Source organism: Pseudomonas panipatensis, assembly GCF_900099785.1.
Classification (GTDB): domain Bacteria; phylum Pseudomonadota; class Gammaproteobacteria; order Pseudomonadales; family Pseudomonadaceae; genus Pseudomonas; species Pseudomonas panipatensis.
Window position 1 is genome coordinate 123,306 of record NZ_FNDS01000012.1, and the last position, 26,248, is coordinate 149,553.

Genomic DNA, 26,248 nt, shown 5'->3' on the forward strand with positions numbered 1-26,248 from the left:
TCATGCTCAAGGCCGCGATAGTCGTTCTGCTGCTGGCCACCGTCGTCAGTCTGTTCAGTGGCCTGTTCTTTCTGGTCAAGGACGAAGGCCAGGGTTCGCGGGTGGTCAACGCCCTCACCCTGCGGGTCATCCTTGCCGCCCTGACCCTCGCCCTGGTCGCCTGGGGCTTCTACTCCGGCCAACTGGCCAGTAGCGCGCCCTGGCATTTCTGAGTCTCGTTCGATGCGCGGGGGCAGCCAAGCAGCTGCCCCCGCGTGCTTTCAGAGCACGTAGACGAAGATGAACAGCCCGATCCACACCACATCGACGAAGTGCCAGTACCAGCTCGCCGCTTCGAAGCCGAAGTGGTGTTCGGCGTCGAAATGCCCACGCAGGATGCGCACCAGCATGATGCTGAGGATGAGTGCGCCTATGGTCACGTGGGCGCCGTGGAAGCCGGTGAGCATGAAGAAGGTGGTGCCGTAGATGCCCGAGCCGAGGGTCAGGCCCAGTTCGTTGTAGGCCTCGTGGTATTCGTTGGCCTGCAGGACCAGGAAGCTCACCCCCAGCAGCACGGTCAGCGCCAGCCAGAGTTTCAGCGGGCCGCGATGGTTCTTCTTCAGCGCGTGGTGGGCGAAGGTCACGGTGAAGCTGGAGCTGACCAGCAGGATGGTGTTCACCAGCGGCAGCTTCCACGGCTGGATCACTTCCTTGGGCGGTGGGAACAGCTTGTTGTCCGGGTTGCTCAGCAATGGCCAGGTGTACTGGAAGTTCGGCCACAGCATGTGCGCGATGCCCTTGTAGCCTTCGCCGCCGAGCCAGGGGCCGGCGAAGTGGCGGATGTAGAAGAGCGCGCCGAAGAAGGCGGCGAAGAACATCACCTCGGAGAAGATGAACCAGCTCATGCCCCAGCGGAAGGAGCGGTCCATCTGCGGACTGTAGAGCCCCGCGCGGCTTTCCTTGATGACGTTGCCGAACCAGCCGAACAGCATGTAGGCGACGATCAGTCCGCCGACGAAGAGAATCCACGGCCCGTGGGAGGCCTTGTTGCCGGCGCTGTAGTCGTTCATCCAGGTGCCGACGCCGAACAGCGTGGTGAGCAGGCCGATGGTGGCGATGATCGGCCACTTGCTCTGCGCCGGGACGTAGTAGGGATCGTGGCTTGCCATTCTTGTTGTTCTCCTGATCTACCCGTCATTGGCCGCTGCTGGCGACCGGCGGTTTGCGGGCGGTGATGTCGAACAGCGTGTAAGCGAGAGTGACGCGGTGGATGTCCTTGGGCAGGTCGCGGTCGACGATGAAACGCACCGGCATTTCGATGCGCTCGCCGGGTTTGAGCACCTGCTGGGTGAAGCAGAAGCATTCGGTCTTGTGGAAATACTTGGCCGCCTCGGACGGCGCGATGCTGGGGATCGCCTGGGCGGTCATGACGTGGTCGCTGGGGTTCTGCGCGACGAACAGCATTTCGTTGACCGCGCCCGGATGCACCGTCAGCAGCTCGGCCTTGGGGTGGAACTCCCAGACCATGTCGATGTTGTTGTTGGCGACGAAGTCGATCTTCACCTGGCGCGACTCGTCCACCACCTGGGCGCTGCCCTGGTAGGCGCTGCCGGAGGTCTTGCCGTTGATCCCCAGGGTCTTGCACATGACGTTGTAGATCGGCACCAGGGCGAAGCCGAAGACGAACATCGCCACCACCACGACCAGCAGGCGGGTGACCAGCTTGCGCGTATCGACCGAGCCGTCGCCCATGCGCTGCCGCTTCTTGCCGGGACCGCCGCGCGGCGGCATCGACGGGGTCCCGGAAAAGATCATGAACATCTCACTTCACTTCCGGCGGGGTGCTGAAGGTGTGGTAGGGCGCCGGCGAGGGCACCGTCCACTCCAGGCCTTCGGCGCCGTCCCAGGGCTTGGCCGGGGCCGGTTTGCCGCCACGAATGGTCTTGATCACGATGAACAGGAACAGCAGTTGGGTGGTGCCGAAGAGGAAGGCGCCGATCGACGAGACCATGTTGAAGTTGGCGAACTGCAGGTTGTAGTCCGGAATCCGCCGCGGCATGCCCGCCAGCCCGAGGAAGTGCATGGGGAAGAAGGCCATGTTCATGCCGATGAAGCTCAGCCAGAAGTGCAGCTTGGCCAGGGTTTCGTCGTACATGTGCCCGGTCCACTTGGGTATCCAGTAGTACACCGAGGCGAAGATGCCGAAGATCGCCCCGGGCACCAGCACGTAGTGGAAGTGCGCCACCACGAAGTAGGTGTCCTGGTACTGGAAGTCCGCCGGGGCGATGGCCAGCATCAGCCCGGAGAAGCCGCCGATGGTGAAAAGGATGACGAAGGCCACGGCGAACAGCATCGGCGCCTCGAAGGTCAGCGAGCCCTGCCACATGGTCGAGGCCCAGTTGAACACCTTCACCCCGGTGGGCACGGCGATCAGCATGGTGGCGTACATGAAGAACAGCTCGCCGACCAGCGGGATGCCGACCACGAACATGTGGTGCGCCCAGACGATGAACGAGAGGAAGGCGATCGACGCGGTGGCGTAGACCATCGAGGTGTAGCCGAACAGCGGCTTGCGGCTGAACGCCGGGATGATCGAACTGACCGCGCCGAAGGCCGGCAGGATCATGATGTACACCTCGGGGTGGCCGAAGAACCAGAACACGTGCTGGAACAGCACCGGGTCGCCGCCGCCGGCGGCGCTGAAGAAGCTGGTGCCGAAGTGGATGTCCATCAGCATCATGGTCACGCAGCCGGCCAGCACCGGCATCACCGCGATCAGCAGGAACGCGGTGATCAGCCAGGTCCAGACGAACAGCGGCATCTTCATCAGGGTCATGCCCGGGGCGCGCAGGTTGAGGATGGTGGCGATCACGTTGATCGCGCCCATGATCGAACTCATGCCCATCAGGTGGATGGCGAAGATGAAGAAGGTCACGCTGTGCGGGGCGAAGGTGGTCGACAGCGGCGCGTAGAAGGTCCAGCCGAAGTTGGGGCCGCCGCCGGGCATGAACAGGGTGCTGACCAGCAGGCCGAAGGCCGCCGGCAGCAACCAGAAGCTGAAGTTGTTCATCCGTGGCAGGGCCATGTCCGGCGCGCCGATCATCAGCGGGATCATCCAGTTGGCCAGGCCGACGAAGGCCGGCATCACCGCGCCGAAGACCATCACCAGGCCGTGCATGGTGGTCATCTGGTTGAAGAAGGCCGGCTCGACGATCTGTAGCCCCGGCTGGAACAGCTCGGCGCGGATCACCATGGCGAAGGAGCCGCCGAGGAGGAAGGCGCAGAAGCTGAACCACAGGTAGAGGGTGCCGATGTCCTTGTGGTTGGTGGTCAGTACCCAGCGCATCAGGCCCTTGGCGGGGCCGTGATGGTGGTCGCCGGCGTGCGAATGGTCGGGCGTATCGATCACAGCGCTCATCTCGGCTTCCTCACTGTTGTTTCTGCTTGTAGGCCACCACCTCTTGCGGGGTGACCATGTCGCCGTCGTTGTTGCCCCAGGCGTTGCGCTCGTAGGTGATCACCGCGGCGATATCCACTTCCGAGAGCTGCTTGCCGAAGGCGGCCATGGCCGTTCCCGGCCGGCCGTTGAACACGGTCGCCAGATGCGTTTCCTTGGGGCCGGTGACGATCTTCGAGCCCTTGAGCGCCGGGAACATCGGCGGCATGCCCTGGCCCTCGGGCTGGTGACAGGCTGCGCAGATGGTGTGGTAGACCTTGTCGCCACGGGCGACCAGCTCATCCTTGCTCCACTGCTTGCTGGTCAGCTCCTTCTGCTTGAGCGCCTCTTCCTTGCGCGCGGCCAGCCATTTGTCGAAGTCCGGCTGCGCCTTCACGTCGACCACGATGGGCATGAAGCCGTGGTCCTTGCCGCACAGCTCGGCGCACTGGCCGCGGTAGATGCCGGGCTGGTCGACCTTGGTCCAGGCCTCGTTGACGAAGCCGGGGATGGCGTCGCGCTTGACCGCGAAGGCCGGCACCCACCAGGAGTGGATGACGTCGCTGGAGGTCACCAGGAAGCGCACCTTGACCCCGGCCGGCAGCACCAGCGGGTTGTCCACTTCCAGCAGGTAGTGCTCGTCCTTGGCGTCCTTGTTGTGGATCTGCTCCTGGCTGGTGGCCAGGTTGCTGAAGAACTCGACGTCCTGGCCCAGGTACTTGTACTGCCACTTCCACTGGTAGCCGGTGATCTGCACGTCCAGTTGCGGCTCGGAGGTGTCGTACATGTGGATCAGGGTGCGCGTGGCCGGAATGGCCATCACCACCAGGATCAGGAAGGGCACCACGGTCCAGAGGATTTCCACCGTGGTGCTTTCGTGGAAGTGCGCCGGCTGCTGGCCGGTGGCGCGGCGGTGGACGATCATCGACCAGAACATCGCGCCGAAGACGATCACGCCGATCACCACACAGATCCAGAAGATGGTCATGTGCAGGTCGAACACGGAACGACTGACCTCGGTCGCCCCGGGCGACATGTTCACCGTCCAGGCGGCATGCGCCGGTGCGAACGCCAGGAGCAACAGCAGGCCCATCCAGGCTCGTGGATGTCGCAGCATTCGGGTTCCCCTTATCGTTGTTTTTATCCCGCCGGCATACGCCAACGGCCAAGGGAGCGACCGCCAAGACAGCGAACTTTGACCGTCGAAGCCTCGGCTCTCGCAAGGCAGGCCGGGTTCATCAGGTTCAGGTGTGTCGAATCGGAGTATAGACAGGGCTTGCGACATAACAACGCAGCGTAAAAACCCCGCTGCAAATTGCGAATGATGCTCTCAAGACCACGGATGGCGAGGCTTTGCGCTACGCTGCTGGCCTCTTGATATGCTCCGACACTATAAAGGCGTCATGATTATGACGATTGTGTCTTAGCTGCCGCCCGGGCGCGGCTAAGGTCAATCTTCGTTTTCCAAATCGAGTTGTCTTGGAGTTGTCATGAGTACCGCAGCAGTTCGTGAACTGATCCAGCAGGCCTATGCCGTCGATGCGCGCAATGGCCACCTGGCCAGGCTGATCCAGGCGCAGATCGACAGCCTGCACCCGAGCATCGCCCTGGCCAGCGACGACACCATCGGTGTGCTGACCCGCTTCGTGCATGCCTATATCGAGCAAGTGCCGGAATTCCTCGACGCTGCCGCCAGCGTGGCGCGCAACGCCGGCATCGAGGAGCGCATCCAGCCGGTGCTGGGCGTCGCCGAACAGTTCTTCCTGACTCCGCCGAGCGTGCTGCAGGGCCATGACGGCCTGGATGCCCTGCTCGACGAGGCCTACCTCGCCCACCGCCTGGTCGAGGAGGTCAACGATCGCTACATCGCCCACTTCGGCCAGCCGCTGATTCCGCTGGACACCACCGTGGCCAACCTGGTGGCGCACCAGTTGATCGGCGAGCCCTTCGCCAACCAGTTGGACGAGGCCGTGCACCACGCGGTGGAGAGCATGCTCGACGACAGCATCTTCAGCAGCGCCTCGGCGCAAGCCTACCGCGCGCGCCTGAGCGATCCGCAGACGGTCACCGCCTGGAAGCAGTGGCCGTGCCTGTCGCGGCGTTTCGGGGTGGAGTTGAACCTGGAGCGCGGCGGCGACTGACGCCGCGCGCTCCGGCCAATCGCGGGTCAGGGATTGAAGTAGCGCGGACGCGGGGTCGCCATGGGGATGGGGCCGTCGCCGTCGATCGGCAGGAAACATCCCCGCTCGGCGTCGTACGCCTTGATCGCGCAGCTTTCGATGTCGTAGACCCAGCCGTGGATGAACAACTGGCCGCTGGCCAGGCGCGCCGCTACCGAGGGGTGGGTGCGCAGGTGGTCGAGCTGGGCCACGACGTTTTCCTCGGTGAGGATGCCGAGGGTTTCATGATTGGCGCAGCCACAGTTCTCGGCGACCACCGTCTTGGCCACTTCGGCGTGGCGCAGCCAGGCCTTCACCGTGGGCATGCGCTCCAGGGTCTGCGGGTCGAGCACGGCCTTCATGGCGCCGCAGTCGGAGTGGCCGCAGACGATGATGTGCTGCACGCCGAGGGCCATCACGGCGAACTCGATGGCGGTGGATACGCCGCCGTTCATCTGACCGTAAGGTGGCACCACGTTGCCGACGTTGCGGGTGACGAAGAGGTCGCCTGGCGAACTCTGGGTGATCAGTTCCGGCACGATGCGCGAGTCGGCGCAGGTGATGAACATGGCGCGGGGCTTCTGTTCATGGGCGAGTTTCTTGAACAGCGCTTCCTGCCCCGGGAATACATCCTGGCGGAAATGCCGGAATCCCTCGACGATGCGCTGCAGCGCAGCGTCCGCGCTCTCAGTCGAGTGAACCTCGCCGTGCTTTTTTTCGTTCATGTACTGGCCTCGAAGAGTGACGGTGAAATTTCCCATGCTTGCCGACGACGCGATGCGTGGGGAAAGACACAAATAGACTGAAGTCCGTGCATGACAGGCGCGATATTTCCCGCAGGACTGTCGGGACATTCGGCGCCGGCAAGCCTGCGATGCCACTCTATTTCCCCCGCGCGGCCACTTTCAACCGCAAGCCGCCGACCTGTCGCACGGCCTCCCCTGTGCAGCGGGCTGCGCTTCAGAACAGGCTCATTTGCGCGCGCGGCACGGCGAACCGGGTGCAATCCAGCCCAGCGTAATCGCGTTGGTCCAGGCCCAGGCGGCGCACCGCCAGGCGGAAGCGTTTCTCCAGCAGATCGGCGAACACCCCTTCGCCGCGCATCCGCGTGCCGAAGCGGCTGTCGTAGTCGCGGCCGCCACGGCTCTGGCGGATCAGGCTCATGACGTGTTCGGCGCGGTCGGGAAAGTGCGCGCGCAGCCACTCCTGGAACAGCTCGGCGATTTCCAGCGGCAGGCGCAGCAGGATGTAGCCGGCCGAGCGCGCGCCGGCATCGCGGGCCGCCTCCAGCAGATGCTCCAGCTCGCGGTCGTTGATCATCGGAATCATCGGCGCGCACACCGCGCTCACCGGCACGCCGTGTTCGTGCAGGCTGCGCATGGCGCGCAGCCGCGCGGCCGGGGCGGCGGCGCGCGGCTCCATGATGCGCTTGAGTTCGTCGTCCAGGGTGGTGAGGCTGAAGGCCACGCTGACCAGGTTCTGGCTGGCCAGTTCGCTGAGCAGGTCGAGGTCGCGCAGGATCAGCGAGCCCTTGGTGATGATGTGCAGCGGGTGGCGGAAGCGCAGCAGGATTTCCAGCGCCTGGCGGGTCAGCCGCTGTTCGCGCTCCAGCGGCTGGTAGGCGTCGGTGTTGATGCCCAGGGCGATGGGCCGTGGCTGGTAGCCCGGCTTGCTGAGTTCCTCTTCCAGGCGCTCGGCGAGGTTGGTCTTGGCTATCAGCCGGGTCTCGAAGTCGATGCCCGGCGACAGGTCCCAGTAGGCGTGGCTGGGCCGCGCGAAACAGTAGATGCAGCCGTGCTCGCAGCCGCGATAGGGATTGATCGAGCGGTCGAAGCCGACGTCCGGCGACTGGTTGCGGCTGATCACCGTCTTGGCGGTTTCTCGGCGCACCTCGGTGGCGCGGCAGGGCGGTGCCGCGTCCTGATACCAGCCGTCGTCCTCGGTTTCGCTACGGGTCGGGGCGAAGCGGTTGTGTGGGTTGCTGGCGGTGCCGCGACCGCGGGGCGGGAGAGTGGGAGGCATGGGCGGGCTCCGAAGATGACTGTATATAAATACAGTATTTTGCCGTGGATACCAGCCTCTGCCGATACATGGCGCGCGGACGCCGGTGGCGCGACGGGACGCCGGCCACGCTGGGGCCCGGACATCGACCGTTCGCGACAGGTCGAATATCAAATGGCCATTACGCATGAGAAGATTCGCACCGCTACTCTTTGCAAATGGATTCTGTCGGCATCCGCCGATGGAGGGCGCCGCCCCGTGGGGCGCGTCCGTGCGTATGCGAACTTGCCATGGAAGCCCGCGATGACCGATTACCAGACCCCGGATGTTGTCCTGCAAACCCTGGAGCAGGCGATCGACGGTGTGGTCGTGCTCGACGAGGACGGCCGGGTGGTGCTGTTCAACGCGGCGGCCGAGCGCCTCTGGGGCTACGGCCGCGATGAAGTGCTGGGGCGCGACGTCGGTCTGTTGCTGCCGACGGATGTGCGCAGCCGCCTGGACACGCCGCGGAGCACCGACGCCATCATCGGCAGCCGCAGCGAAGTACCCATGCAGCGCCGCGATGGCAGCCGGCGCTGGGGCTCGATGTCGATCTCACGCATCGAGGTCGGCGGCAAATGCTTCCTCACCGCGTTCATCAAGGACTGCACCCTGCAGCGCCAGCAGCGCGAGCAGATGGACGTGCTCTCGCTGGCGGCCAACGAAACCGACAACGCGGTCATCGTCACCGATCACGACGGCTGCATCCTTTACGTCAACGGCGGCTTCAGCCGCATGTTCGGCTGGACCCGCGCCCAGGCCGTCGGCCATTACCCGTCGGAGTTGCTGCAGGTGCCCAAGGCCAGTGCCGCACGCTGGCGCCTGGCCGGCGCCGGGCTGTTCCGTGGCGAGGAACTGGTGCGTGACCTGCATGGGCACCCGCTGTGGTGTTCGGTGGTGGCCAACCCGATCTTCGATACGCGTGGCAAGCCGACCCATTCGGTGATGCTGCTCACCGACATCACCCGCACCAAGATGCACGAAGTGCTGCAGAACAAGGTGCTCGAAGCCCTGGTGCGCGAAGAGCCGCTGGTGCAGGTGATGGACCTGGTCTGCCGCGAAGTCGAACGCATCGCCCCCGAGGTGAAGGCCTCGATCCTGCGGGTCGACGAACAGGGCCGCGTGCATCCGCTGGCCGCGCCGAGCCTGCCGCAGGCCTACTCGCAGGCGCTCGAAGGCGTGCTCATAGGCCCGAGCGCCGGCAGTTGCGGAACGGCCGCCTATCGTGGCGAGCCGGTGCTGGTCAGCGATATTGCCAGGGACCCGCTGTGGGCCGATTACCGGCACCTGGCCCTGCCGCTCGGGCTGCTCGCCTGCTGGTCGAGCCCGATCAAGAACAGCGACGGCCGGGTGGTCGGCACCTTTGCCTTCTATTACCAGCAATGCCGTGGCCCGGACGAACTGCACCAGCGCCTGGTCGACCTCAGCCTGCACCTCTGCGCCCTGGCGCTGGAACGCGAGGCCGCCCGCGCGCACATTCGCCAGCTGGCCTTCTACGACACCCTGACCGGCCTACCCAACCGCGCCCTGCTGCTGGCCGAAGCGGAGCAGGCCATCGCCCGCGTCGAGGCCGAGGACGCCGAGCTGGCAGTGCTGTTCATCGACCTCGATCGCTTCAAGCAGATCAACGACTCCCTTGGCCACCCCGCCGGCGACGAACTGCTGCGCGTGGTCGCCGCGCGCTTGCAGGAGGTGGTGCGTGAACAGGGCATCGTCGGGCGCCTGTCCGGCGACGAGTTCGTCGTGGTCCTGCCGCATTGCGGCAGCCTGCTCGCCGCGCAGATCGCCGAGCGCATCCTGCAGCGCCTGGCCATCCCGCACAGCGTCTCGGGCGTCGGGCTGATCACCCTGGCCAGCGTCGGCATCAGCCTTTTCCCCTGCAATGGCCAGGACATGGAAAGCCTGCTGCACCGCGCCGACATGGCCATGTACCAGGCGAAGAACAGCGAGCGCGGCAGCTTCCGCTTCTTCAGCGAGGAAATGAACCGGCGCGCGCAGGAGCGCATGGCCCTGGAAAGCGCGCTGCGCGAGGCGCTGGCCAACGGCGGCCTGAGCCTGCACTACCAGCCGCAGGTGCGTCTCGACGACGACCGCGTCCATGCCGTCGAGGCGCTGGCGCGCTGGCACCATCCATGGCTGGGCACGATCCCGCCGAACCGCTTCATCCCGCTGGCGGAGGAGTGTGGCCTGATCGGTGAACTCAGCCAGTGGGTGCTGGCCGAGGCCTGCCGGCAACTGGCCGACTGGCGCCACCGCGCCATCGACGTGCCGGCGGTGGCGGTCAACCTGTCACCCCCGGACTTCCACGATCCCACGCTGCCGCAGCGCATCCAGGCGCTCCTGCAGCGCCACGGCCTGAGCGGCGCCGATCTGGTGGTGGAAATCACCGAGGGCCTGCTGCTGGACAACAACCCGCTCACCCGCGACACCCTGGGTGCCGTGGATGCGCTGGGCGTGCGCCTGTCGCTGGACGACTTCGGCACCGGCTATTCCAGCCTCAGCTACCTGCACCACTTGCCGATCAGCGAAATGAAGCTCGACCGCAGTTTCGTCAGCGACCTGCGCGCCGGCAGCGCCGCCGAGGCGCTGACCCGCGCGGTGATGAACATCGGCCGCAGCCTGGAACTGATGGTGATCGCCGAGGGCGTGGAGGACGAACAGCAACTGGCGCTGTTGCGCGAGCAAGGCTGCCCGGTGGCCCAGGGCTACCTGTTCTCCCGCCCGCTGCCGGCGGGCGGCCTGGAGGAGTGGCTGCGCCAGCGGCGCTGAGCGGATCTCCGCCGGCACGGCTAGCGCGTGGCCGGCCCGCTCAATGCAGCTCCACCGCCTGCGGCGCCTTGCCGTCCTGCTGCCAGGTACCCTTCAGGCTGCCACCATCCAGGTGCAGCACGAAGCGCGCGGCGGGTGGGCCGTCTTCGCTGAGGATCAGGCTGCCGTCGGCCTTCTGCTCACCGCTCAATTCGATGAACGTGGCGTGCTTGTCGTAGAAGTAGCCGGCTTCCAGCGCGTCGCTGGCAATGCGCCGCCGGATCACCAGGGTGATCGGGTAGCGCCCGCCCAGCGTGCCCCGGAAAGCGCCAGCCACGCGGGCGTCGGGGCGGCGGCAATCGCTGCGCCGTTCCAGCAGCAGGCAGCGGCCGTAGTCGCTGAGCTGCTCGCGCAGGTCCTGGTAGCGCCAACTGTTGCGGTATTCGCCGAGGTCATCGATGGCCTGGGCGACGTGCGGCGCGCACAGCTCGCGCACCAGCGTCAGGCGCTCGCTGCCGAGTTGCAGGTCGTTGTAGTTCAGGTCGTCGTCGCGAATGAACGGCAGGCAGTCGGTGTACAGCGCTCTCTGCTCGTCGGCGGTTTCCGTATCGTCGGTGCGCAATTGCACGCCTTGCTCGACTTGCTGGCCGGCCAGGAAGGCCTCGATGCGCTTGACCCGCTGCGCCACCGCGTCGGCGCGCAGCGCTTGCAGGCCTTGCGGCGTGAACAGATCGCCGAGGTCGATCGGCGTGCCGCTGGCCGCGTCGAAGGTGTAGCTGTAAGTGTTCTGCGATGGATACGCGCCCATGTACTCGCCAGCGAAGCCAATCGACAGATAGCCCGGCGCATTGCTGATCACGCTGTAGTCCAGGGCGGTCACGCCCTGCTCGCTGTCGGCGGGGGGCCAGATGTCCTCGAACGCCGCCGTGCGGTAGCGCCCCGGCAGCTTGTGCAGCTCCATGCCTTGCAGCCACAGGTTGATCTTCTGCGCTGCCGGGCTGGTGTCGCGCAACAGCGGGAAGCGGTAGCGGCTGCCGCTGGGGTGGGTCGCGGTCAGGCTGTCGATCTGGAAGGCCGCGCTCGCCGGAGTGGCGAGCGCGAGCAGCAGTGCGCTGGCGAGAAGTTTCATGCCGTCCCTGGACTGGTGTTATTCGCTGGGTTTCTTCAGCTTCGGATTGGGGAAGAACTGCACGCTCTGCACCTTGGGGTCGGCCGGCTTGGGGGCCAGCTGGTTGACCCGCGTGCCCAGCTCCTTGGGCACCGACTGGCCTTGCGCGTTGAGCGTGTCGGCGTAGCCGCAGGCCACGCATTCGCGGTGCGGCACACCGTCTTCGTCCCACATCTGGATCTTGTCTTCGGCACTGCACGCCGGGCACACGGCGCCGGCGATGAAACGTTTCTTGCTGGCGCTCATGTCACGCAGCCTCCTCGGTGAGTCCGGAATGACGCAGCAGCGCGTCGATCGACGGTTCGCGGCCACGGAAGGCGACGAACAGCGCCATCGGCTCCTGCGAGCCGCCCTTGGCCAGGATCGCCTCGCGGAAGGCGGCGCCGGTCTGCGGGTTGAGCACGCCCTCTTCCTCGAAGCGCGAGAAGGCATCGGCGGACAGCACCTCGGCCCACTTGTAGCTGTAGTAACCGGCTGCGTAACCGCCGGCGAAGATGTGCGCGAAGCTGTTGGCGAAGCGGTTGTACTTCGGCGGGCGCATCACCGCCACCTCGTCACGGATGCTCTCCAGCACGTCGAGCACGCTGCGGCCGTCGCCGTGGCTGGTGTGCAGTTCGAAGTCGAACAGCGAGAACTCCAACTGGCGCACCATCATCAGGCCTGACTGGAAGTTCTTCGCCGCCAGCATCTTCTCCAGCAGGTCCTGCGGCAGCGGCGCGCCGCTTTCGTAGTGGCCGGAGATCAGCGCCAGGCCTTCCGGCTCCCAGCACCAGTTCTCCATGAACTGGCTGGGCAGCTCCACGGCGTCCCAGGCCACGCCGTTGATGCCCGAGGCGCCGGCTTGTTCGACGCGGGTCAGCAGGTGGTGCAGGCCGTGGCCGAACTCGTGGAACAGGGTGGTCACTTCGTCGTGGGTGAGCAGCGCCGGCTTGCCGCCGACCGCCGGGGTGAAGTTGCACACCAGGTAGGCCACCGGGGCGATCAACTGGCCGGCGGTGTCACGGCGACGGTCGCGGGCGCCATCCATCCAGGCGCCGCCGCGCTTGTTGGCGCGGGCATAGAGGTCGAAATAGAAGCGTCCGACGTGCTGGCCGTGCTCCTCGATCTCGAACAGGCGCACGTCCGGGTGCCAGCGCTCGAAGTCCTGCAACTCGCGAATCTGGATGCCGTAGAGCTTCTGCACGATGGCGAACAGCCCGGAGAGCACCTTGTCGATCGGGAAGTAGGCGCGCAAGGCCTCCTGCGACACGCTGTAGCGTGCTTCGCGCAGCTTCTCGCCGTAGAAGCCGGCGTCCCAGCTCTGCAGGTCCGCGCAGCCCTGTTCGGCGGCGTAGGCCTTGAGCTGCTCCAGGTCGCGCTGGGCGAAGGGCTTGCTGCGCAGCGCCAGGTCGCGCAGGAAATGCAGCACCTGCTGCGGCGACTCGGCCATCTTGGTCGCCAGCGATAGCGCCGAATAATTCGCGTAACCGAGCAGGCGCGCCAGCTCCTGGCGCAGGTCGAGGATTTCCTGCATCACCGGGCCGTTGTCGTCCTTGCCGGCGTTCGGGCCCTGGTCGGAGGCGCGGGTGCAGTAGGCGGCATACACCTCTTCGCGCAGGGCGCGGTCCTCGGCGTAGGTCAACACCGCGTAATAGCTGGGGAATTCCAGGGTGATCAGCCAGCCGTCCAGCGCTTTGGCCTCGGCGGCCTCCTTCATCTGCGCCTTGGCCGAGTCGGTGAGACCGGCCAGCGCGGCCTCGTCGGTGATGTGCTTGGTCCAGGCCTGGGTGGCGTCGAGCAACTGGTTGGAGAAGCGGCTGCCCAGCTCGGACAGGCGCGACTGGATCTCGGCGTAGCGCTGCTGCTGCGCCGCCGGCAGGTCGATACCCGACAGGCGGAAGTCGCGCAGGGCGTGTTCGAGAATGGTCTTCTGCGCCACCTCGAAGCCATCGGCGGCCGGGCTGGCCGCCAGCGCCTCGTAGGCCTCGAACAGCGCGCGGTTCTGGCCCAGCTCGGTCCAGTAGGCCGAGAGCAGCGGCAGGCAGCCTTCATAGGCCTCGCGCAGCTCGCTGCTGTTGCACACTGCGTTGAGGTGGCTGACCGGGCTCCAGGCCGCGCCCAGGCGGGCATGCAGCTCATCCAGGGCGAGCACCAGGCCGTCCCAGGTCGGCGTGCCGTTCTGCTCGGCGAGGATGCGCGCGATGGCGGCGCGGTTATCGGCGAGAATCTGCTCGATGGCCGGCTTCACATGCTCGGGGCGAATGGCGGAGAAGGGCGGCAGGTCGTAGGACTGCAGAAGGGGGTTCACGCTCACGGTGGGCAACCTTGGCTGGAGAAACACCCGGCCATCTTAAATACAATCGCCGTCATCCGCAGCCTGAAGGCTGATTTTGGGAGAGAAAGCTATCGTGGCCATTCGTACCTATCAGGGCAAAACGCCAGCGCTCGGCGAACGCGTCTTCGTCGACCCCAGCGCCGTGCTCATCGGCGACATCGAGATCGGCGCCGACAGCTCGGTGTGGCCGCTGGTCACCATCCGCGGCGACATGCACCGCATCCGCATCGGCGCGCGCACCAGCATCCAGGACGGCAGCGTGCTGCACATCACCCACGCCGGCCCCTACAACCCGGACGGCTTCCCGCTGAACATCGGCGACGACGTCACCGTCGGCCACAAGGTGCTGCTGCACGGCTGCAGCGTCGGCAGCCGCGTGCTGGTCGGCATGGGCTGCATCGTCATGGACGGTGCGGTGATCGAGGACGAGGTCATCCTCGGCGCCGGCAGCCTGGTGCCACCGGGCAAGGTGCTGGAAAGCGGCTTCCTCTACGTCGGCAGCCCGGCCAAAAAAGCCCGCCCGCTGAACGACAAGGAGCGCAGCTTCTTCCGCTACACCGCCGGCAACTACGTGAAGCTCAAGGACCAGCACCTGGCCGAAGGCTACCGCGAGTGAGCCGAGGCGGGCGGCGCAGCGGCCGCCCGCATTCTCTATCGGCACGAGGCTCGCCCGCCGACCAGCCGATGGCCATCATTAAGATGGCGCTGTAATGGCCATTTTAGCGATTAATCAATTCCTTGGCGTCAAAAAGATATTGTTTTGCCATCATTTGCTGAGGTCTAATCCGCCCTGCCTCCAGGGATGTGAAGCATTGGGAAACCCGCTTTCGTGTTACCGCGCGCCTATCTCTGGAGCCCTCTTTCACGGTTCAAGGGAGTCTCGCAATGGGTTTTGCACGAAAGGCCAGCGTTACCGTATTGATCGCCACCATCGGTATCTCGTCCGGCTGCGCGAATATGTCGGGCAACGAGTGGGCTAACAAAGAGAATATCGGTACGTTGGTCGGTGCCACTGCAGGGGTGCTGATCGGTAGCCAGATTGGCCAGGGCAATGGCCGTACCGCGGCGATGCTGATCGGCGCGCTGGCCGGTGGTGCGCTGGGCAAGACCATTGGCGCCAAGATGGACGAGAACGACCGCCAGGCCCTGGCCCTGCAGACGCAACAGGTGCTGGATGCCAGCCGTGATGGTCAGGCCACCACCTGGACCTCTTCCCACAGCGGTGCAACCGCCCAGATCACCCCGGTCAAGACCGAGACCGAAACCCGCCAGGTGGCGGTCAAGCGGCTGCCCAAGGTGCAGGCCGTGCCGAACATGACCGTGCTCAACAAGCCTTACCGCACGTTGAAGTCTGCCAATCTGCGCAATGCGCCGGACAACGCCGCGGACAAGGTCGGCGGTCTGCAAGCCAATGCGACCTTCACCGCCATTGGCCGCACCGACAACAATTGGATCATGGTCGGCCGCCGTGGTGTGACGGTGGGTTATGTCTATGCCCCGCTGGTTACACCGGCAGGCACTCCGGTCGTGGCCAGCGCCACTTCGGGTAGCGCGGCGAGTTCCGTTGCCGCTGCGCCAGCGACCGATCTCGACGCCCTCGACGACAGCAAGGCCAAGGCTCAGGGCTTCGATCTCGATGCCGCTCCGGTTCAGGAAACCATGGCTGCGCAAACAACCTGCCGTACCGTCAACTATGACATCAAGGCTCAGGGCGGCAGCGAGCAGCAGACTGTCAAAGCCTGCCAGGCCGGCGATGGCGCCTGGGAACTGATTTGACGGAGCACGCTCGATGAGAACACTGGGTATTACCCTGAGCCTGCTTGCCGTCTCTTTGACTGCACAGGCGGAAAGCTACCGTTTGGCGTACTCCAAGGCAGAGAACGTCGAGGTCTTCGTTGACCACCCCGATGGCCAGCCCTGGTGCAGCCAGCAGTTGGAGCTGCGTTTCGTCTTTGCTGCGACGCCGGTCCAGGCATCCATCGAGCGGCTGATGCCAAAGCTCGGCGGACTATTGAACAGCCAGTGCGGTACAGCCGCATCGTTGAATTGGAAGAGCTTCAACGCAAGCGGTGCGAGCGTCGCCAGCGGCAGTGCGAGCAAGGCAGCCGGCTGGGTCGCTACTCTGAATCAGGCGACTCCGACCAATGCCACGGCGGCGGCTGCCGCCCCGAGCGCTGCGCCAGCCGTTGCTGCGCCGCCGCCTGCTGCGCCCGCCCCGACCTCCGCACCGGTGGCGCCGGTGGTCGCGGCAACACCAGCGACTCCGGCTGCGCCAGCCGCTCCAGCCGCCGCTCCGGTCGCCGAGGCGAGCGTTGCCAACAGTGTGCCGCGCGACTTTGCCGTCAACGGTTGGCAGCCGCCGCTTGAGGAGGAGGTGCTCAAAGGCGCCGATTTCTTTACCCAGGTGCAGGATCAGAACGGCTGCCGCTTCCGTCTCGTGCGCAAGACAGACGCCAACGCACAGTACCTCAGCGCCCAGTCCACGGGCGTGGTTTGTGGTCCCGACGGCTACGCCAGCGGTGCCGGTCAACTGACCCTCATGCGCTCCGATGGCATGGAAATCGGCAGCTATCGCGGTGGTTTCCATCGTGGCATCCCGTTCAACCGCGAAGTGCCGCCTCTACCTATCGTTGCGTTCGATGGCAACCACAACGCCTATCTGCTGCTGCATAGCGAGCCGTCCACCCGGGTGCATTACCTGATCCAGGCCGATGCAAGCTGGGATGGTCGCTGGAACCTGGATAACCAACCGCTGATTGCGCTGACCGATAACCTTGACCTCTTCCGCAAGATCGAGACCATCCGCAGCACCCTGTTCTTTGGCCTGAGCAAGCTCGACTCGGCGCTTCCGAAGACCAGCAGCCTGCATTTCTACGCCATTCGCGACCTGCCTCAGGGTGTGATGAAGAACGACCGTGAGCAGTGGTTGTACGAGGTCAGTGCCAGTCGTGGTTGGAGCAGCAAAGCCTGGGACTTCAACCCACAATACGCCCGCAACTGGCTGTTCGATGCCGAGGCCAAGGCTGCCCAGCGCGAGCGCGAACTCGCCGCGCAACGCCAGCGCGAGGAGCAGCTCAAGCGCGAGCAACTGGCTTACCAGGCCGAGCAGCAATTGCGCCTGTACCGCGAGCTGCGCAAGGAGGCCAACAATCCCCGCCAGCTCTACTCGCGCATTCTCAGTGACGTCAGCTACTCGCCGGTGGGCAGCAGCGGCTACGCCGGCCTGGTTGCCGGCGGCAACGCCAGTGTCAGCCAGATCGTCCGTATCAGCGGCAAGAGCGACGGCGGCTGGTCGGTCGACTATCCCTACGAGGCGCTGCTCAGCGTCGATGATGGCCAGAGCAGTCCCGACAAGGGCTGGTTCCTGGTCAAGGGCAAAGTCAGCCTGGATGGCCAGAAACGCGATAAGGAAGATCTGCCGCTGACCCTGATCGCCGCCAGCAACCTGCAGCCGTGCAGCGAAGACGGCTGCGCCGACCTGCGCGACCCGCTGAAGCTGGTGCGGCAACAGGTGGGTGATGACCACTGGACGCCAGAAGCGGCCAGGGAAACCGTCAAGCAAGCCTGGCCGGATCGGGCCGTCGACCAAGAGAGTGCGGAATGATGCAGAAGAAAGTATGGGTTCCGGCAGCCATCCTGGTGGTGGCGGTCGCCGGTTATTTCGGCCTGAGTGCATACAGCAGCAAGCAGGCGCAGAAAAGGCTCGAGGACTGGGTCTACGACCACGGACTCGATGAAAGCCTGACCTGGGAGTCGGTCAGCGCCTCGCCTTTAGGCGGCACCGTGACCCTCAAGGGTGTCGAGTTCAGCACTGCCAAGGGTCTCGACCTGAGCGTGCACGCCGAGCGCATGCAGCTCTCCGAGCTGATTGACGAGGACAGCCATACCCGGGTGCGCATGAAGGTCCAGGGTGTCACTGCTTCGCCGCAGTTGCTTCGGCTGTTCCAGAACTACGGCAGCATGACCGGCATTGGTCGCCAGGCCTCGGGCTATGGTCCCCTGCTGAGCAGTGGGCGTAACGAATTGAAGCCATTCGACATCGCTCTGTATTTCGATGCCGATGACAGCGAAGGCACCGCCGAGACCGAGTTGAGTCTCGACCTGCCGGAGCTTTTCTCCGTCGAAACGCGCTATGGCGTCGCCAACCTCAAGGACTTCAATCGCAGTATGCGGCGCTTGCAGAAGAGCCTCGACAATCTGCGCAAGAACCCCGGCTGGCCAGCGGCCGCCTTTGCCGACAGCGATGCGGACTTCGAGCATATCCTGGGGCGCGCCGAACTGACCGAAGTGAGCCTGAGCCTGAAGGACAATGGCTTGGTGAAGCGCAGTGTCGCCCTGCAGAAGCGTTACGGCGCCACTCTCGACCCGACCGCCGGCGCTGCCGACAAGCAGCGTGATGAATACTTCGAGCGGACCCTGCGCAACTTCAGCAAAAATTGCGAGAGCGGTATTCGCGATGCCGCGCCCAAGCTGATCGAGCTGTGCGAAATTGCCGTCGATGTGGCCAATGGTAAGCGCAAAGGCGTGGCCTTCAGCATCAAACCGGAAGAGCGTGTGCGCCTCGCCGATCTGGACAAGATCAGCAGTGGGGGGGCGGCCAGCAAACGTCTGGTCGAGCGTCTCAACCCCGAGGTCAGCGCTCTCTGACCTGAATCGGCACGGTGGTCTGACTGCCGTGCCGGTTACTGTCCCGCCCGGGCTCTTCGAGCCGTCCGCCCTGTGCTGCCAGTCAGCTGATTCTTCGCCCGCATTGGCCTCCCGCAGTATCCTTCCCGCCCCGACCCGCGCAGCCGGAGCTTGCCCATGCATTACCAGAACATCCTCTTCGACCTCGACGGCACCCTCACCGACCCGCGCGAGGGCATCACCCGGTCGATCCAGTACGCGCTGGCGCAGTTGGGCATCGATGAGCCGGATCTGCGCCGGCTGGAGCATTTCATCGGGCCGCCGCTGTTGCAGTGCTTCATGTCGAGCTATGGCTTCGACGAGGCGCGGGCCTGGGAGGCGGTGGCGCATTACCGGGTGCGTTTCAAGGACACCGGGTTGTATGAGAACCGGCTGTTCGAGGGCGTCGGCGAGTTGCTCGATCTGCTCGGCGGGCAGGGGCGCACGCTGTATATCGCCACCAGCAAGCCGACGGTGTTCGCCGTCGAGATCGCCCGGCATTTCGATTTCGCCCGGCACTTCAAGATGATCTACGGCAGCGAGCTGGATGGCACGCGCACCGACAAGGTCGAGCTGATCGCGCATCTGGTGCAGCGTGAAGCGCTCGACCCGGCGCAGACGCTGATGATCGGCGACCGCAAGCATGACCTGATCGGCGCGCACCGCAATGGTTTGCGCGCCGCGGGGGTGGGCTACGGCTTTGGCAGCCGCGAGGAGTTGCTGGCGGAGCGCCCGGCGCATTATTTCGCCAGCCTGGGCGAGTTGCGCGAGGCGTTCGCCGCCGCCTGAGCCCCGGGCAATGATGCCTGGCGTTGGCTGGTGAGGCGCGGCAGAACGGCCGACGGAGGGGCTCGTCGACCGTCCCCCCGCGCCTCATTGCGGGGTCAGAACGGCCGGCTGCCGCTCAGGCTGATGCGCTTGAGGCGCCGGCGTTCGCTGGCCGGGAAGGCGTTGCGGCCGTGCAGGGTGGCCTGGTTGTCCCACCAGACGATGTCGCCCACCGCCCATTGGTGCGTGTAGATCAGTTCCGGCTGTTGCAGGTGCGCGCGCAGGCGTTCGATCAGCGCCTGGCCACGCTCCGCGGCGTAGCCGGGGATTTCCACTTCGGTGTGCACGCTGAGGTAGATCACCCGCTGGCCGCTTTCCGGGTGGGTGCGCACCAGCGGGTGCTCGCTGCCTTGGATCGGTTCGATGTCCGGCGTGCGATAGCGGATGTGGCCGCCGGTGTAGCCGTTCTTCAGGCGCACGAAGGGGTTGTAGTTGATCAGCCGCAGGCCGTCGATTTCCGCGCGGGTGGCGTCGTCCAGGCGCTGGTAGGCCAGGGCCAGGTTGGTGAATTGGGTCTCGCCGCCGTGCTGCGGCACTTCCAGGGCGTAGAGGAAGGAGCCGGAGGAGGGCAGTGGCGTCCACTGGTGGTCGATGTGCGCCGGCAGGGCGAAGTTGCCCAGTTCGCCGTCGCCGGTGTTGGCGACCTTGACGATGTCCGGGGCCTTGCCGTCGGCGCCGGAGGAGAGCACCGGGACATCCGCCGGTGGCTGGAACACGGCGCCGAACAGGGTGGCGAAGCGCAGGTACTGCGCGTCGTCGAGGTGCTGGTTCCTGAAGATCAGGACGTGGTGGTCGCGCTGGGCCTGCTTGATCGCCAGGATCTGCTCGGGCGTCAGTGGCTGGCGCGCGTCCAGGCCACGGACTTCGGCGCCGAGCGGGGCGTCGAGGGGGACGATGGCGAAGGTGTCGGGGGTGATTTTCAGGGCGGCGGATTGGCTCATGGCGGGTACTCCGTATCAGGCTGGGGTTGCCCTCTGCCGAGCCCTCTCGCTGCAGGGAGGGCCGGGCAGAGGGGGCGGCGCAAGGCTCAGACTTTCTTGATCGTCCGGCTGCGTTGGCCGTCGATGCCCACCGGCACTTCGCCGGCCAGGGTCACGCGGCGCACGATGCGCGGCTGGGTGGCGTAGTCGTCGACGGCGTAGTGCTGGGTCGCGCGGTTGTCCCAGATGGCCACGTCGCCGGCCTGCCAGCGCCAGCGCACGGTGTTTTCCAGGCGCGTGACGTGGCTTTGCAGCACCGCGAAGAGGTGCGCCGAGTCGTGTTGCGAGAGGCCCTTGAGGCGCTTCACGAAGTGGCCGAGGAGCAGCGTGCGTTCGCCGCTGATGGGGTGCACGCGCACCACCGGGTGCTCGGTTTCGTAGAGGGTCGAGGTGAACACCTTGCGGTAGTGCTCCAGTTGCTCGACCGAGGCGCTTGGTCTGGCGCTGGCGTAGTCGTATTCGTTGCTGTGCACCGCCCAGAGCTTGTCGGCCAGCAGCTTGAGTTCGTCCGGCAGGTCGTCGTAGGCGCTCGCGGTGTTGGCCCAGACGGTATCGCCGCCGGCGGCCGGGGCCACCACGCTGCGCAGGATCGAGGCCTTCGGGTAGGCGTCGACGAAGGTCACGTCGGTGTGCCAGGAGTTGGCCCGGCGGCCTTCGGCGCCGTCCAGTTCGAGCAGGTATTCGGTGCCGTCGCGGACCGGCACCGTGGGGTGCGCCACCGGGCTGCCGAGCAGTTTGGCGAAGGCTTCCTGGCCCTGGTCGTCGAGCTGGGTCTGGCCGCGGAAGAAGATCACCTTGTGCTGGATCAGGGCGGCCTGGATGGCCTCCACCGTCGCCGCGTCGAGGTGGCCGGAGAGGGTCACGCCACGGATTTCCGCGCCGATGCGCCCGGCCACCGGGTGGATGTCGAGTGCGATGGTCGGTTGTACGGCGTGTGCTGCGTTGCTCATCTGTCTTTCCTCATGCTGTAGGGAGTACTGCAAAGGGCCACGGCGAACGGCTGCGCGCGGCGAGTGGGATCTAGAAGTCGTAGCGAAGCGAGGCACCGAGGGTCCGCGGTTGCCCGACCGAGGCGGTGTAGGAGCCGTTGAGGCTGGCGAAGGCCGCCAGGTAGTACTCCTTGTCGAAGGCGTTCTTCAGCCAGACCGACGCATCCAACTGGCCGTCGCCGAGGTCGTGGCGCAGGCCCACGGAGAAGTTGGCCAGGCCGTAGCCGGGAATCTTCGAGAGGCTGGAGTCGTCCAGCGTGCCTTCGGCTTCGGAGCGGTAGGCGTAGCTGGCGCTGACGTAGGGCTCGAAGCGGTTCTCCAGTTGCCACTTGTATTCGCCGTTGAGGTTGGCGATCCATTTCGAGGCGCCGACCACGCGCTTGCCGCTGAGGTCGCAGGTGGCCGGGGCGCCGGGCTGGGTGCTGATTTCCGCCGGGCACGGGGCGTCCTTGAACGACAGGTAGGTGACGTCGTTGTAGGAGCCGTTGAAATTCAGCGTCAGGCCGCGCAGCGGCAGCGCGGTGGCCTCGAATTCCAGGCCGCGCGAGCGCACGTCGCCGGCGTTGGACAACACCTGCACCAGTTGCGAGGAGCCGGCCGGCTGGTAGTAGGTGGTCGCCTGGTAGCCGTGGATGCCGGTCCAGAACAGGTTGGCGTTGAGCTGCAGGCGCCGGTCGAAGAGGGTCGACTTGATGCCCAGTTCGGCGTCGTTGGCGCGCTCCGGGCCGACCAGCAGCGAGTCGGCGCCGGCGGTCGGCGCGCTGGCCACCGCCAGGTTCACCCCGCCGGATTTCTCTCCGTGGGACAGCGAGGCGTAGCCGAGCAGGTCGTCGTTGAACTGGTAGCTCAGGCTGAGCAGCGCCGAGGGCGCGAAGCTGTACAGGCTGAGGTCGCCGGAGTCATAGGCGCCGAGCTGGTTCCTGCGCACCGTGGCGGCGGCCCCGCTGACGGCGGCGCCGCCGACCGGGTCGAAGCGCTGCACCTTGGCGTCCTTCTCTTCGTAGGTGCCACGCAGGCCGGCGGTGAAGTCGAGTTTGTCGGTGAGGTGCCAGGTGCCTTGGGAGAAGAGCGCGAAGCTGTTCGTCTCGATCTTGCCGTTGGCCTTGCTGTAGGTGTCGTTCAGCGCGTTGAGGTTGGTCCCCAGCAGGTATCTGTCCGCTTGCGGCCCGTAGTAGGTGAAGGTGCGGTTGCCGAGGTTCTGGTTGAAGGCGTAGGCGCCGAGCACATAGTCGAAGGCGCCGCCGGTGGGCGAGGCCAGGCGGATTTCCTGGGAGAACTGGCGGTCGTTGACCTGCACCCCGGTGTTGCGGATCGCCGAGACGTTGAGCTGTTCGTCGTTGGCCGGGGTGAAGTTCCAGAAGCGGTAGGCGCTGATCGAGGTCAGGGTGAAGTCGTTGTCGAGCTTCCAGTTGGCCTCCACCGAGCTGCCGCCCTGATGCACGCTGACGTGCTGGCGGCTGTCGATGTTGACCTTGTCCCGGCCCGGATCGCTGATCGGCGAGGCGCCGACCAGCGCCGCGCGCTGCCAGAACTTCGGCGCGGCGCCGTAGACCACCATGCTGCCGTAGCTGGAGTCTTCCTCGTTGTAGTCGTTGATGAAGCGCAGGCTGAAGTCGTCGTGCGGCTTGTACAGCAGCTGTCCGCGGATGCCCTGGCGCTCGCCGCCGTTGAGCTTGTTGCCGTCGTGGACGTTGGTGATGTAGCCGTCGTCGCGCGTGTGGTAGGCCGAGACGCGCCCGGCCAGGCTGTCGGTGAGCGGGCCGGAGACAGTGCCTCGACCCTGGAAGTAGCCTTCCTGGCCGCCGGAGACTTCGATGGTGCGCTCGGGGGTGAAGGTCGGCGCGCGGGTGCTGATGTTGAGCACGCCGGCGGTGGTGTTCTTGCCGAACAGGGTGCCCTGCGGGCCGCGCAGCAGTTCGAGCTGCTCGATGTCGAGCAGGTCGAATACCGCCATGCCCGGACGGCCCAGGTAGACGTTGTCCAGGTAGACCCCGGCGGAGCCTTCCAGGCCGTCGCTGGCCGGGTTGTTGCCGATGCCGCGCACGGCGATGCTCGATTGCCGCGCGTGGATGAAGGCGACGTTGACGCTGGGCAGCACTTGCTGCAGGTCCTGCACTTTGCTGATGCGCTGGCTTTCCAGGGTGGCGCCGTCGAGCACGGTGAGCGGCGTCGGCACCTTCTGCGAATCCTCTTCGCGGCGCCGCGCGGTGACCGTGACCTTGCCCAGGGCGGTGGCCGACGGGTTGTCTTTGCGGGTGTCGCTGGCGCTTTGTTCGGTGCTGGGCGTGGTCGTCTGCGCGTCGTTCTGCTCGGCTGCCTGCAGCGGCAGGGCGCCGCCCAGGGCGAGCAGCAGGACCCAGGCGTAGTCGGGCACGCCCGGCCACGCTCGGCCGGTACGCAGGAGGGGGTGGGCTTGCGGGACTGTCGAACTCATCGAGTGGATTCCTTGACGATAGGCGCCGCCCGCTTTCTTCGGGCAACAGGGGGCCGCGCCAGGCGGTCGCTGGCGAAAGCGGCTCTCTTCGATTGGCTGGGCCTGGCCCTTAGGGCTCAGGCACCGGGGTGATCAGCGGCGACAGCCGCGCGGGGGGCACATTCGCGCCGACAGGGGGGAAACGGCGAAACGCTGGGTAGCCATCGGGCAGCTCCTGGTCGTGTGCATATTCTTATTTCTTAATCGAATAGATTTAAGTTTTATTCTTCGTTGACGGAATAAGAGCTTGCATTTAAAACCAGCGCATCTCCGACGGCAAATGCCTTTGTCCAATATTTTCAATGCCGGTAAAGCATCATGGATCTGCGCCAACTGCGTTACTTCATCGCCCTCACCGAACACCGCAGTTTCGTTCGCGCGGCCGATGCCATGGGCATCACCCAGCCGGCCTTCAGCCGCAGCATCCAGGGCCTGGAACAGGAACTCGGTTGCCAGTTGGTCGACCGTGGCAGCAAGGAACTGCGCCCCACGCCGGAGGGCCAGGTGGTGCTGCAGCACGCCTTGAGCCTGGTGCAGGGCGCGGCCAACCTGACCCAGGAAATCACCCAGTTGAACAAGCTCGACGCCGGTGAACTGCACTTCGGTTGCGGCCCGGCGCCGGCACAGAAACTGGTGCCGGATGCGCTGGCGGAATTGATCCAGCGCCACCCGCGCCTGCAGATCCGCTACGAGGTCGACAACTGGGAACGCCTGAGCCGCAGCCTGGCGCGCGAGGAGATCGAATTCTTCGTCGCCGACATCCGCCAGTTCGAGGCCGACCCGAACTTCCAGACGCGCCCGCTGCATCCGCGGCGCGGTTTCTTCTTCTGCCGCGCGGGGCATCCGCTGCTGGCCAAGGACAGCCTCTCGACCAATGATCTGTTCGCCTACCCGCTGGCCTCCTCGCGGATGCCGCCGGGGGTGCGCAAGCTGCTCGCCAACCTCAGCGGCAAGGCCGACCTGCAGGCGAACGTCCAGTGCGAGGACATGACCTCGCTGATCCGCATCGTCGCGCAGACCGAGGCCATCGGCCTGGGCACCGAAGACGGCCTGCGCGCGGCGCTGGCCAGCGGCGAACTGCACCGCCTGCAGGTGCGCAACCTGCCGCCCAACATCGACGGCCTGCACGCCCACTGCGGCATCGTCAGCCGCACCGGCTACCGCTTCTCGGCGGCGGCGCGGGCGCTGATCGAAACCCTGGTGCGGCTGGACAGCGAAGGGGACAGCGCGCTGGCCTGAGCGGCCACGGCGCCCGTGCCCCCGGCTGCGGGGCTTGGCGGGTGGGCGCGTTCGTAGGATGGGACGAGCGGAGCGATACCCATCGATGGGTATCGCTTCGCTCCACGCCTTCCTACGGCGGTGTGGGCTATTGCGCTTGTGCCACGGGCTGCGCGGCGGCTTGTTTGGCGGCGGCGGCGAGGTAGTCCGGTTTGGCCCAGTCGGCGGCCTTGAAGTCGCGGCGGATCAGGCCGAACTGTTTGGCGGCCTGGATCGAGGCGTCGAGCTTGCCGAGGAAGTCGGCATCCAGTTGCGGCGAGAGGGCGTCGGCCAGTGGGCGGTCCTTGAACTCGGTCTGCAGGATCACCGGCGGATAGCTGGCCTGCTTGGAGATCAGGTCGACGAAGGCGTCGTGGTTGGCCTCGGCGGTGGCCCAGGCCAGCGCTTGCAGTTCCACCTTGAGCAGGCGCTGGGTGATTTCCGGGTGGGCGTCGACGAAGGCGCCGTTGCCGATCAGCACGCCTTGCAGGGTGCCGGCGCCGTTGAGGTCGCGGGTGCTCAGGGGGATGTCCGCCAGGCCCTTGGCTTGCAGGGCGAAGAGCCCGGCCAGGCCCCAGGTGGCGTCGATCTGCTTGGCCGCCAGGGCGGCGAGGGCGGCGCTGAAGTCGAGGTTGATGACTTTCAGGTCTTTCTCGCTGAGGCCGGCGCTGGCCAGGGCGTTGTCGAACGACAACTGGCTGGCGGTGCCGCGGAAGATGCCGACGCGCTTGCCCTTGAGGTCGGCCAGGGTCTTGATCGAGGAGCCCGGCTGCACGCCCAGGTAATGGTTCACCCCGCGTCCGGTGGCGGCCAGCAGGCGGGTGTCGAGCCCGCCGGACTTGCCGATGATGCCCGCCAGGTCGCCGAGGTAGGCGAAGTCCACCTGGCCGTTGGCGAGGGCCTCGTTGATCACCGGGCCGGCGCCCTTGAAGTAGGTCCACTTCACCTGGATGCCATCGTTGGCGAATTCCTTCTCCAGCAGTTGGCGGGTATTGATCACGTCGACGATTCCGCCGCCGGCGTGATTCGGCCCGGCGCTGACGTCCGGCACGGCGATGCGGATTTCCTTCGGCGCCTCGGCGGCGCTGGTGAAGGGCGCGTAGGCGCCGAGCAGGCCGGCGAGGACCGGGGCGGCGAATAGGGACAGCAACTGATGGGTGAGGGCTCTCATGGCGCCTGCCTCCTGCGGGTGGGATAGGGGAGGCACTTAAG

General features: G+C 65.9%; 22 protein-coding genes. 9 read left to right on the forward strand and 13 right to left on the reverse strand.

The window, feature by feature from the left end:
• Positions 1-2: 2 nt before the first annotated feature.
• Positions 3-212, forward strand: coding sequence for a twin transmembrane helix small protein (locus BLQ74_RS23570; protein ID WP_090267429.1), 210 nt, complete (start codon positions 3-5; stop codon positions 210-212).
• Positions 213-260: 48 nt separating this feature from the next.
• Here BLQ74_RS23570 and BLQ74_RS23575 read toward each other — a convergent pair whose 3' ends face one another.
• From BLQ74_RS23575 to coxB, 4 genes are all read right to left on the reverse strand, one after another.
• A complete protein-coding gene (locus BLQ74_RS23575) occupies positions 261-1,148 on the reverse strand; it encodes a cytochrome c oxidase subunit 3 (protein WP_090267432.1) in 888 nt (295 codons plus the stop codon).
• A gap of 25 nt (positions 1,149-1,173) precedes the next feature.
• Entirely contained in the window at positions 1,174-1,731 is a 558-nt protein-coding gene (locus BLQ74_RS23580) for a cytochrome c oxidase assembly protein (protein WP_090267525.1), read from the reverse strand.
• Between the two features lie 70 nt (positions 1,732-1,801).
• Positions 1,802-3,397 (reverse strand): cytochrome c oxidase subunit I, encoded by a 1,596-nt coding sequence (gene ctaD, locus BLQ74_RS23585; protein WP_090267435.1) that lies wholly within the window; start codon positions 3,395-3,397, stop codon positions 1,802-1,804.
• Positions 3,398-3,407: 10 nt separating this feature from the next.
• Positions 3,408-4,532: a cytochrome c oxidase subunit II gene (gene coxB / locus BLQ74_RS23590; RefSeq protein ID WP_090267439.1), complete on the reverse strand. Its 1,125-nt coding sequence runs from the start codon at positions 4,530-4,532 to the stop codon at positions 3,408-3,410.
• Between the two features lie 373 nt (positions 4,533-4,905).
• Between coxB and BLQ74_RS23600 the strand changes: the two genes are divergently transcribed.
• Positions 4,906-5,556 (forward strand): hypothetical protein, encoded by a 651-nt coding sequence (locus tag BLQ74_RS23600; protein ID WP_090267443.1) that lies wholly within the window; start codon positions 4,906-4,908, stop codon positions 5,554-5,556.
• 26 nt (positions 5,557-5,582) lie between these two features.
• Here BLQ74_RS23600 and BLQ74_RS23605 read toward each other — a convergent pair whose 3' ends face one another.
• Together BLQ74_RS23605 and BLQ74_RS23610 are read right to left on the reverse strand one after the other, a co-directional pair.
• Positions 5,583-6,299, reverse strand: coding sequence for a carbonic anhydrase (locus tag BLQ74_RS23605; protein ID WP_090267447.1), 717 nt, complete (start codon positions 6,297-6,299; stop codon positions 5,583-5,585).
• A gap of 235 nt (positions 6,300-6,534) precedes the next feature.
• The gene (locus BLQ74_RS23610) at positions 6,535-7,596 is read right to left on the reverse strand and encodes a PA0069 family radical SAM protein (RefSeq protein ID WP_090267451.1); all 1,062 of its coding nucleotides are present in this window, start codon (positions 7,594-7,596) and stop codon (positions 6,535-6,537) included.
• Positions 7,597-7,878: 282 nt separating this feature from the next.
• On the opposite strand from BLQ74_RS23610, the gene BLQ74_RS23615 reads away from it, so the two are divergent.
• Positions 7,879-10,383, forward strand: coding sequence for an EAL domain-containing protein (locus tag BLQ74_RS23615; RefSeq protein ID WP_090267454.1), 2,505 nt, complete (start codon positions 7,879-7,881; stop codon positions 10,381-10,383).
• A 40-nt stretch (positions 10,384-10,423) separates the two neighbouring features.
• Here BLQ74_RS23615 and BLQ74_RS23620 read toward each other — a convergent pair whose 3' ends face one another.
• Genes BLQ74_RS23620 through prlC form a run of 3 tightly spaced genes read right to left on the reverse strand, consistent with a single transcriptional unit; the run spans position 10,424 to position 13,823 of the window.
• Positions 10,424-11,491, reverse strand: a complete 1,068-nt coding sequence (locus BLQ74_RS23620) for a hypothetical protein (RefSeq protein ID WP_090267458.1) — start codon at positions 11,489-11,491, stop codon at positions 10,424-10,426.
• An 18-nt stretch (positions 11,492-11,509) separates the two neighbouring features.
• Complete coding sequence (locus BLQ74_RS23625; protein WP_090267462.1) at positions 11,510-11,776, reverse strand: YheV family putative zinc ribbon protein; 267 nt, start codon at positions 11,774-11,776, stop codon at positions 11,510-11,512.
• A 1-nt stretch (position 11,777) separates the two neighbouring features.
• A complete protein-coding gene (gene prlC / locus BLQ74_RS23630; RefSeq protein WP_090267466.1) occupies positions 11,778-13,823 on the reverse strand; it encodes an oligopeptidase A in 2,046 nt (681 codons plus the stop codon).
• A 94-nt stretch (positions 13,824-13,917) separates the two neighbouring features.
• On the opposite strand from prlC, the gene BLQ74_RS23635 reads away from it, so the two are divergent.
• The 5 genes from BLQ74_RS23635 to BLQ74_RS23660 all read left to right on the forward strand — a co-directional run bounded on the left by BLQ74_RS23635 (position 13,918) and on the right by BLQ74_RS23660 (position 19,298).
• Positions 13,918-14,460, forward strand: a complete 543-nt coding sequence (locus BLQ74_RS23635) for a gamma carbonic anhydrase family protein (RefSeq protein ID WP_090267469.1) — start codon at positions 13,918-13,920, stop codon at positions 14,458-14,460.
• Between the two features lie 302 nt (positions 14,461-14,762).
• Positions 14,763-15,620 carry a glycine zipper 2TM domain-containing protein gene (locus tag BLQ74_RS23640; protein WP_244507257.1) on the forward strand — a complete coding sequence of 286 codons (858 nt, stop codon included), beginning with the start codon at positions 14,763-14,765 and terminating at the stop codon, positions 15,618-15,620.
• Between the two features lie 13 nt (positions 15,621-15,633).
• Positions 15,634-17,448, forward strand: coding sequence for a WVD2 family protein (locus BLQ74_RS23650; RefSeq protein WP_170842862.1), 1,815 nt, complete (start codon positions 15,634-15,636; stop codon positions 17,446-17,448).
• Positions 17,445-18,491 carry a hypothetical protein gene (locus tag BLQ74_RS23655; RefSeq protein ID WP_090267480.1) on the forward strand — a complete coding sequence of 349 codons (1,047 nt, stop codon included), beginning with the start codon at positions 17,445-17,447 and terminating at the stop codon, positions 18,489-18,491. The genes BLQ74_RS23650 and BLQ74_RS23655 overlap by 4 nt, the downstream gene beginning before the upstream one ends.
• A gap of 156 nt (positions 18,492-18,647) precedes the next feature.
• Positions 18,648-19,298: an HAD family hydrolase gene (locus BLQ74_RS23660; RefSeq protein ID WP_090267482.1), complete on the forward strand. Its 651-nt coding sequence runs from the start codon at positions 18,648-18,650 to the stop codon at positions 19,296-19,298.
• Positions 19,299-19,393: 95 nt separating this feature from the next.
• Here the strand turns inward: BLQ74_RS23660 and BLQ74_RS23665 are convergent, their stop codons facing one another.
• From BLQ74_RS23665 to BLQ74_RS23675, 3 genes are all read right to left on the reverse strand, one after another.
• Positions 19,394-20,278, reverse strand: coding sequence for a TauD/TfdA dioxygenase family protein (locus BLQ74_RS23665; RefSeq protein ID WP_090267484.1), 885 nt, complete (start codon positions 20,276-20,278; stop codon positions 19,394-19,396).
• Between the two features lie 86 nt (positions 20,279-20,364).
• A complete protein-coding gene (locus tag BLQ74_RS23670) occupies positions 20,365-21,267 on the reverse strand; it encodes a TauD/TfdA dioxygenase family protein (RefSeq protein ID WP_090267487.1) in 903 nt (300 codons plus the stop codon).
• 70 nt (positions 21,268-21,337) lie between these two features.
• The gene (locus tag BLQ74_RS23675; protein ID WP_090267489.1) at positions 21,338-23,740 is read right to left on the reverse strand and encodes a TonB-dependent receptor; all 2,403 of its coding nucleotides are present in this window, start codon (positions 23,738-23,740) and stop codon (positions 21,338-21,340) included.
• Positions 23,741-24,097: 357 nt separating this feature from the next.
• Between BLQ74_RS23675 and BLQ74_RS23680 the strand changes: the two genes are divergently transcribed.
• Entirely contained in the window at positions 24,098-25,018 is a 921-nt protein-coding gene (locus BLQ74_RS23680) for a LysR family transcriptional regulator (protein WP_090267493.1), read from the forward strand.
• A gap of 127 nt (positions 25,019-25,145) precedes the next feature.
• Here BLQ74_RS23680 and BLQ74_RS23685 read toward each other — a convergent pair whose 3' ends face one another.
• Positions 25,146-26,207 (reverse strand): ABC transporter substrate-binding protein, encoded by a 1,062-nt coding sequence (locus BLQ74_RS23685; protein ID WP_090267496.1) that lies wholly within the window; start codon positions 26,205-26,207, stop codon positions 25,146-25,148.
• Between the last annotated feature and the right edge of the window lie 41 nt (positions 26,208-26,248).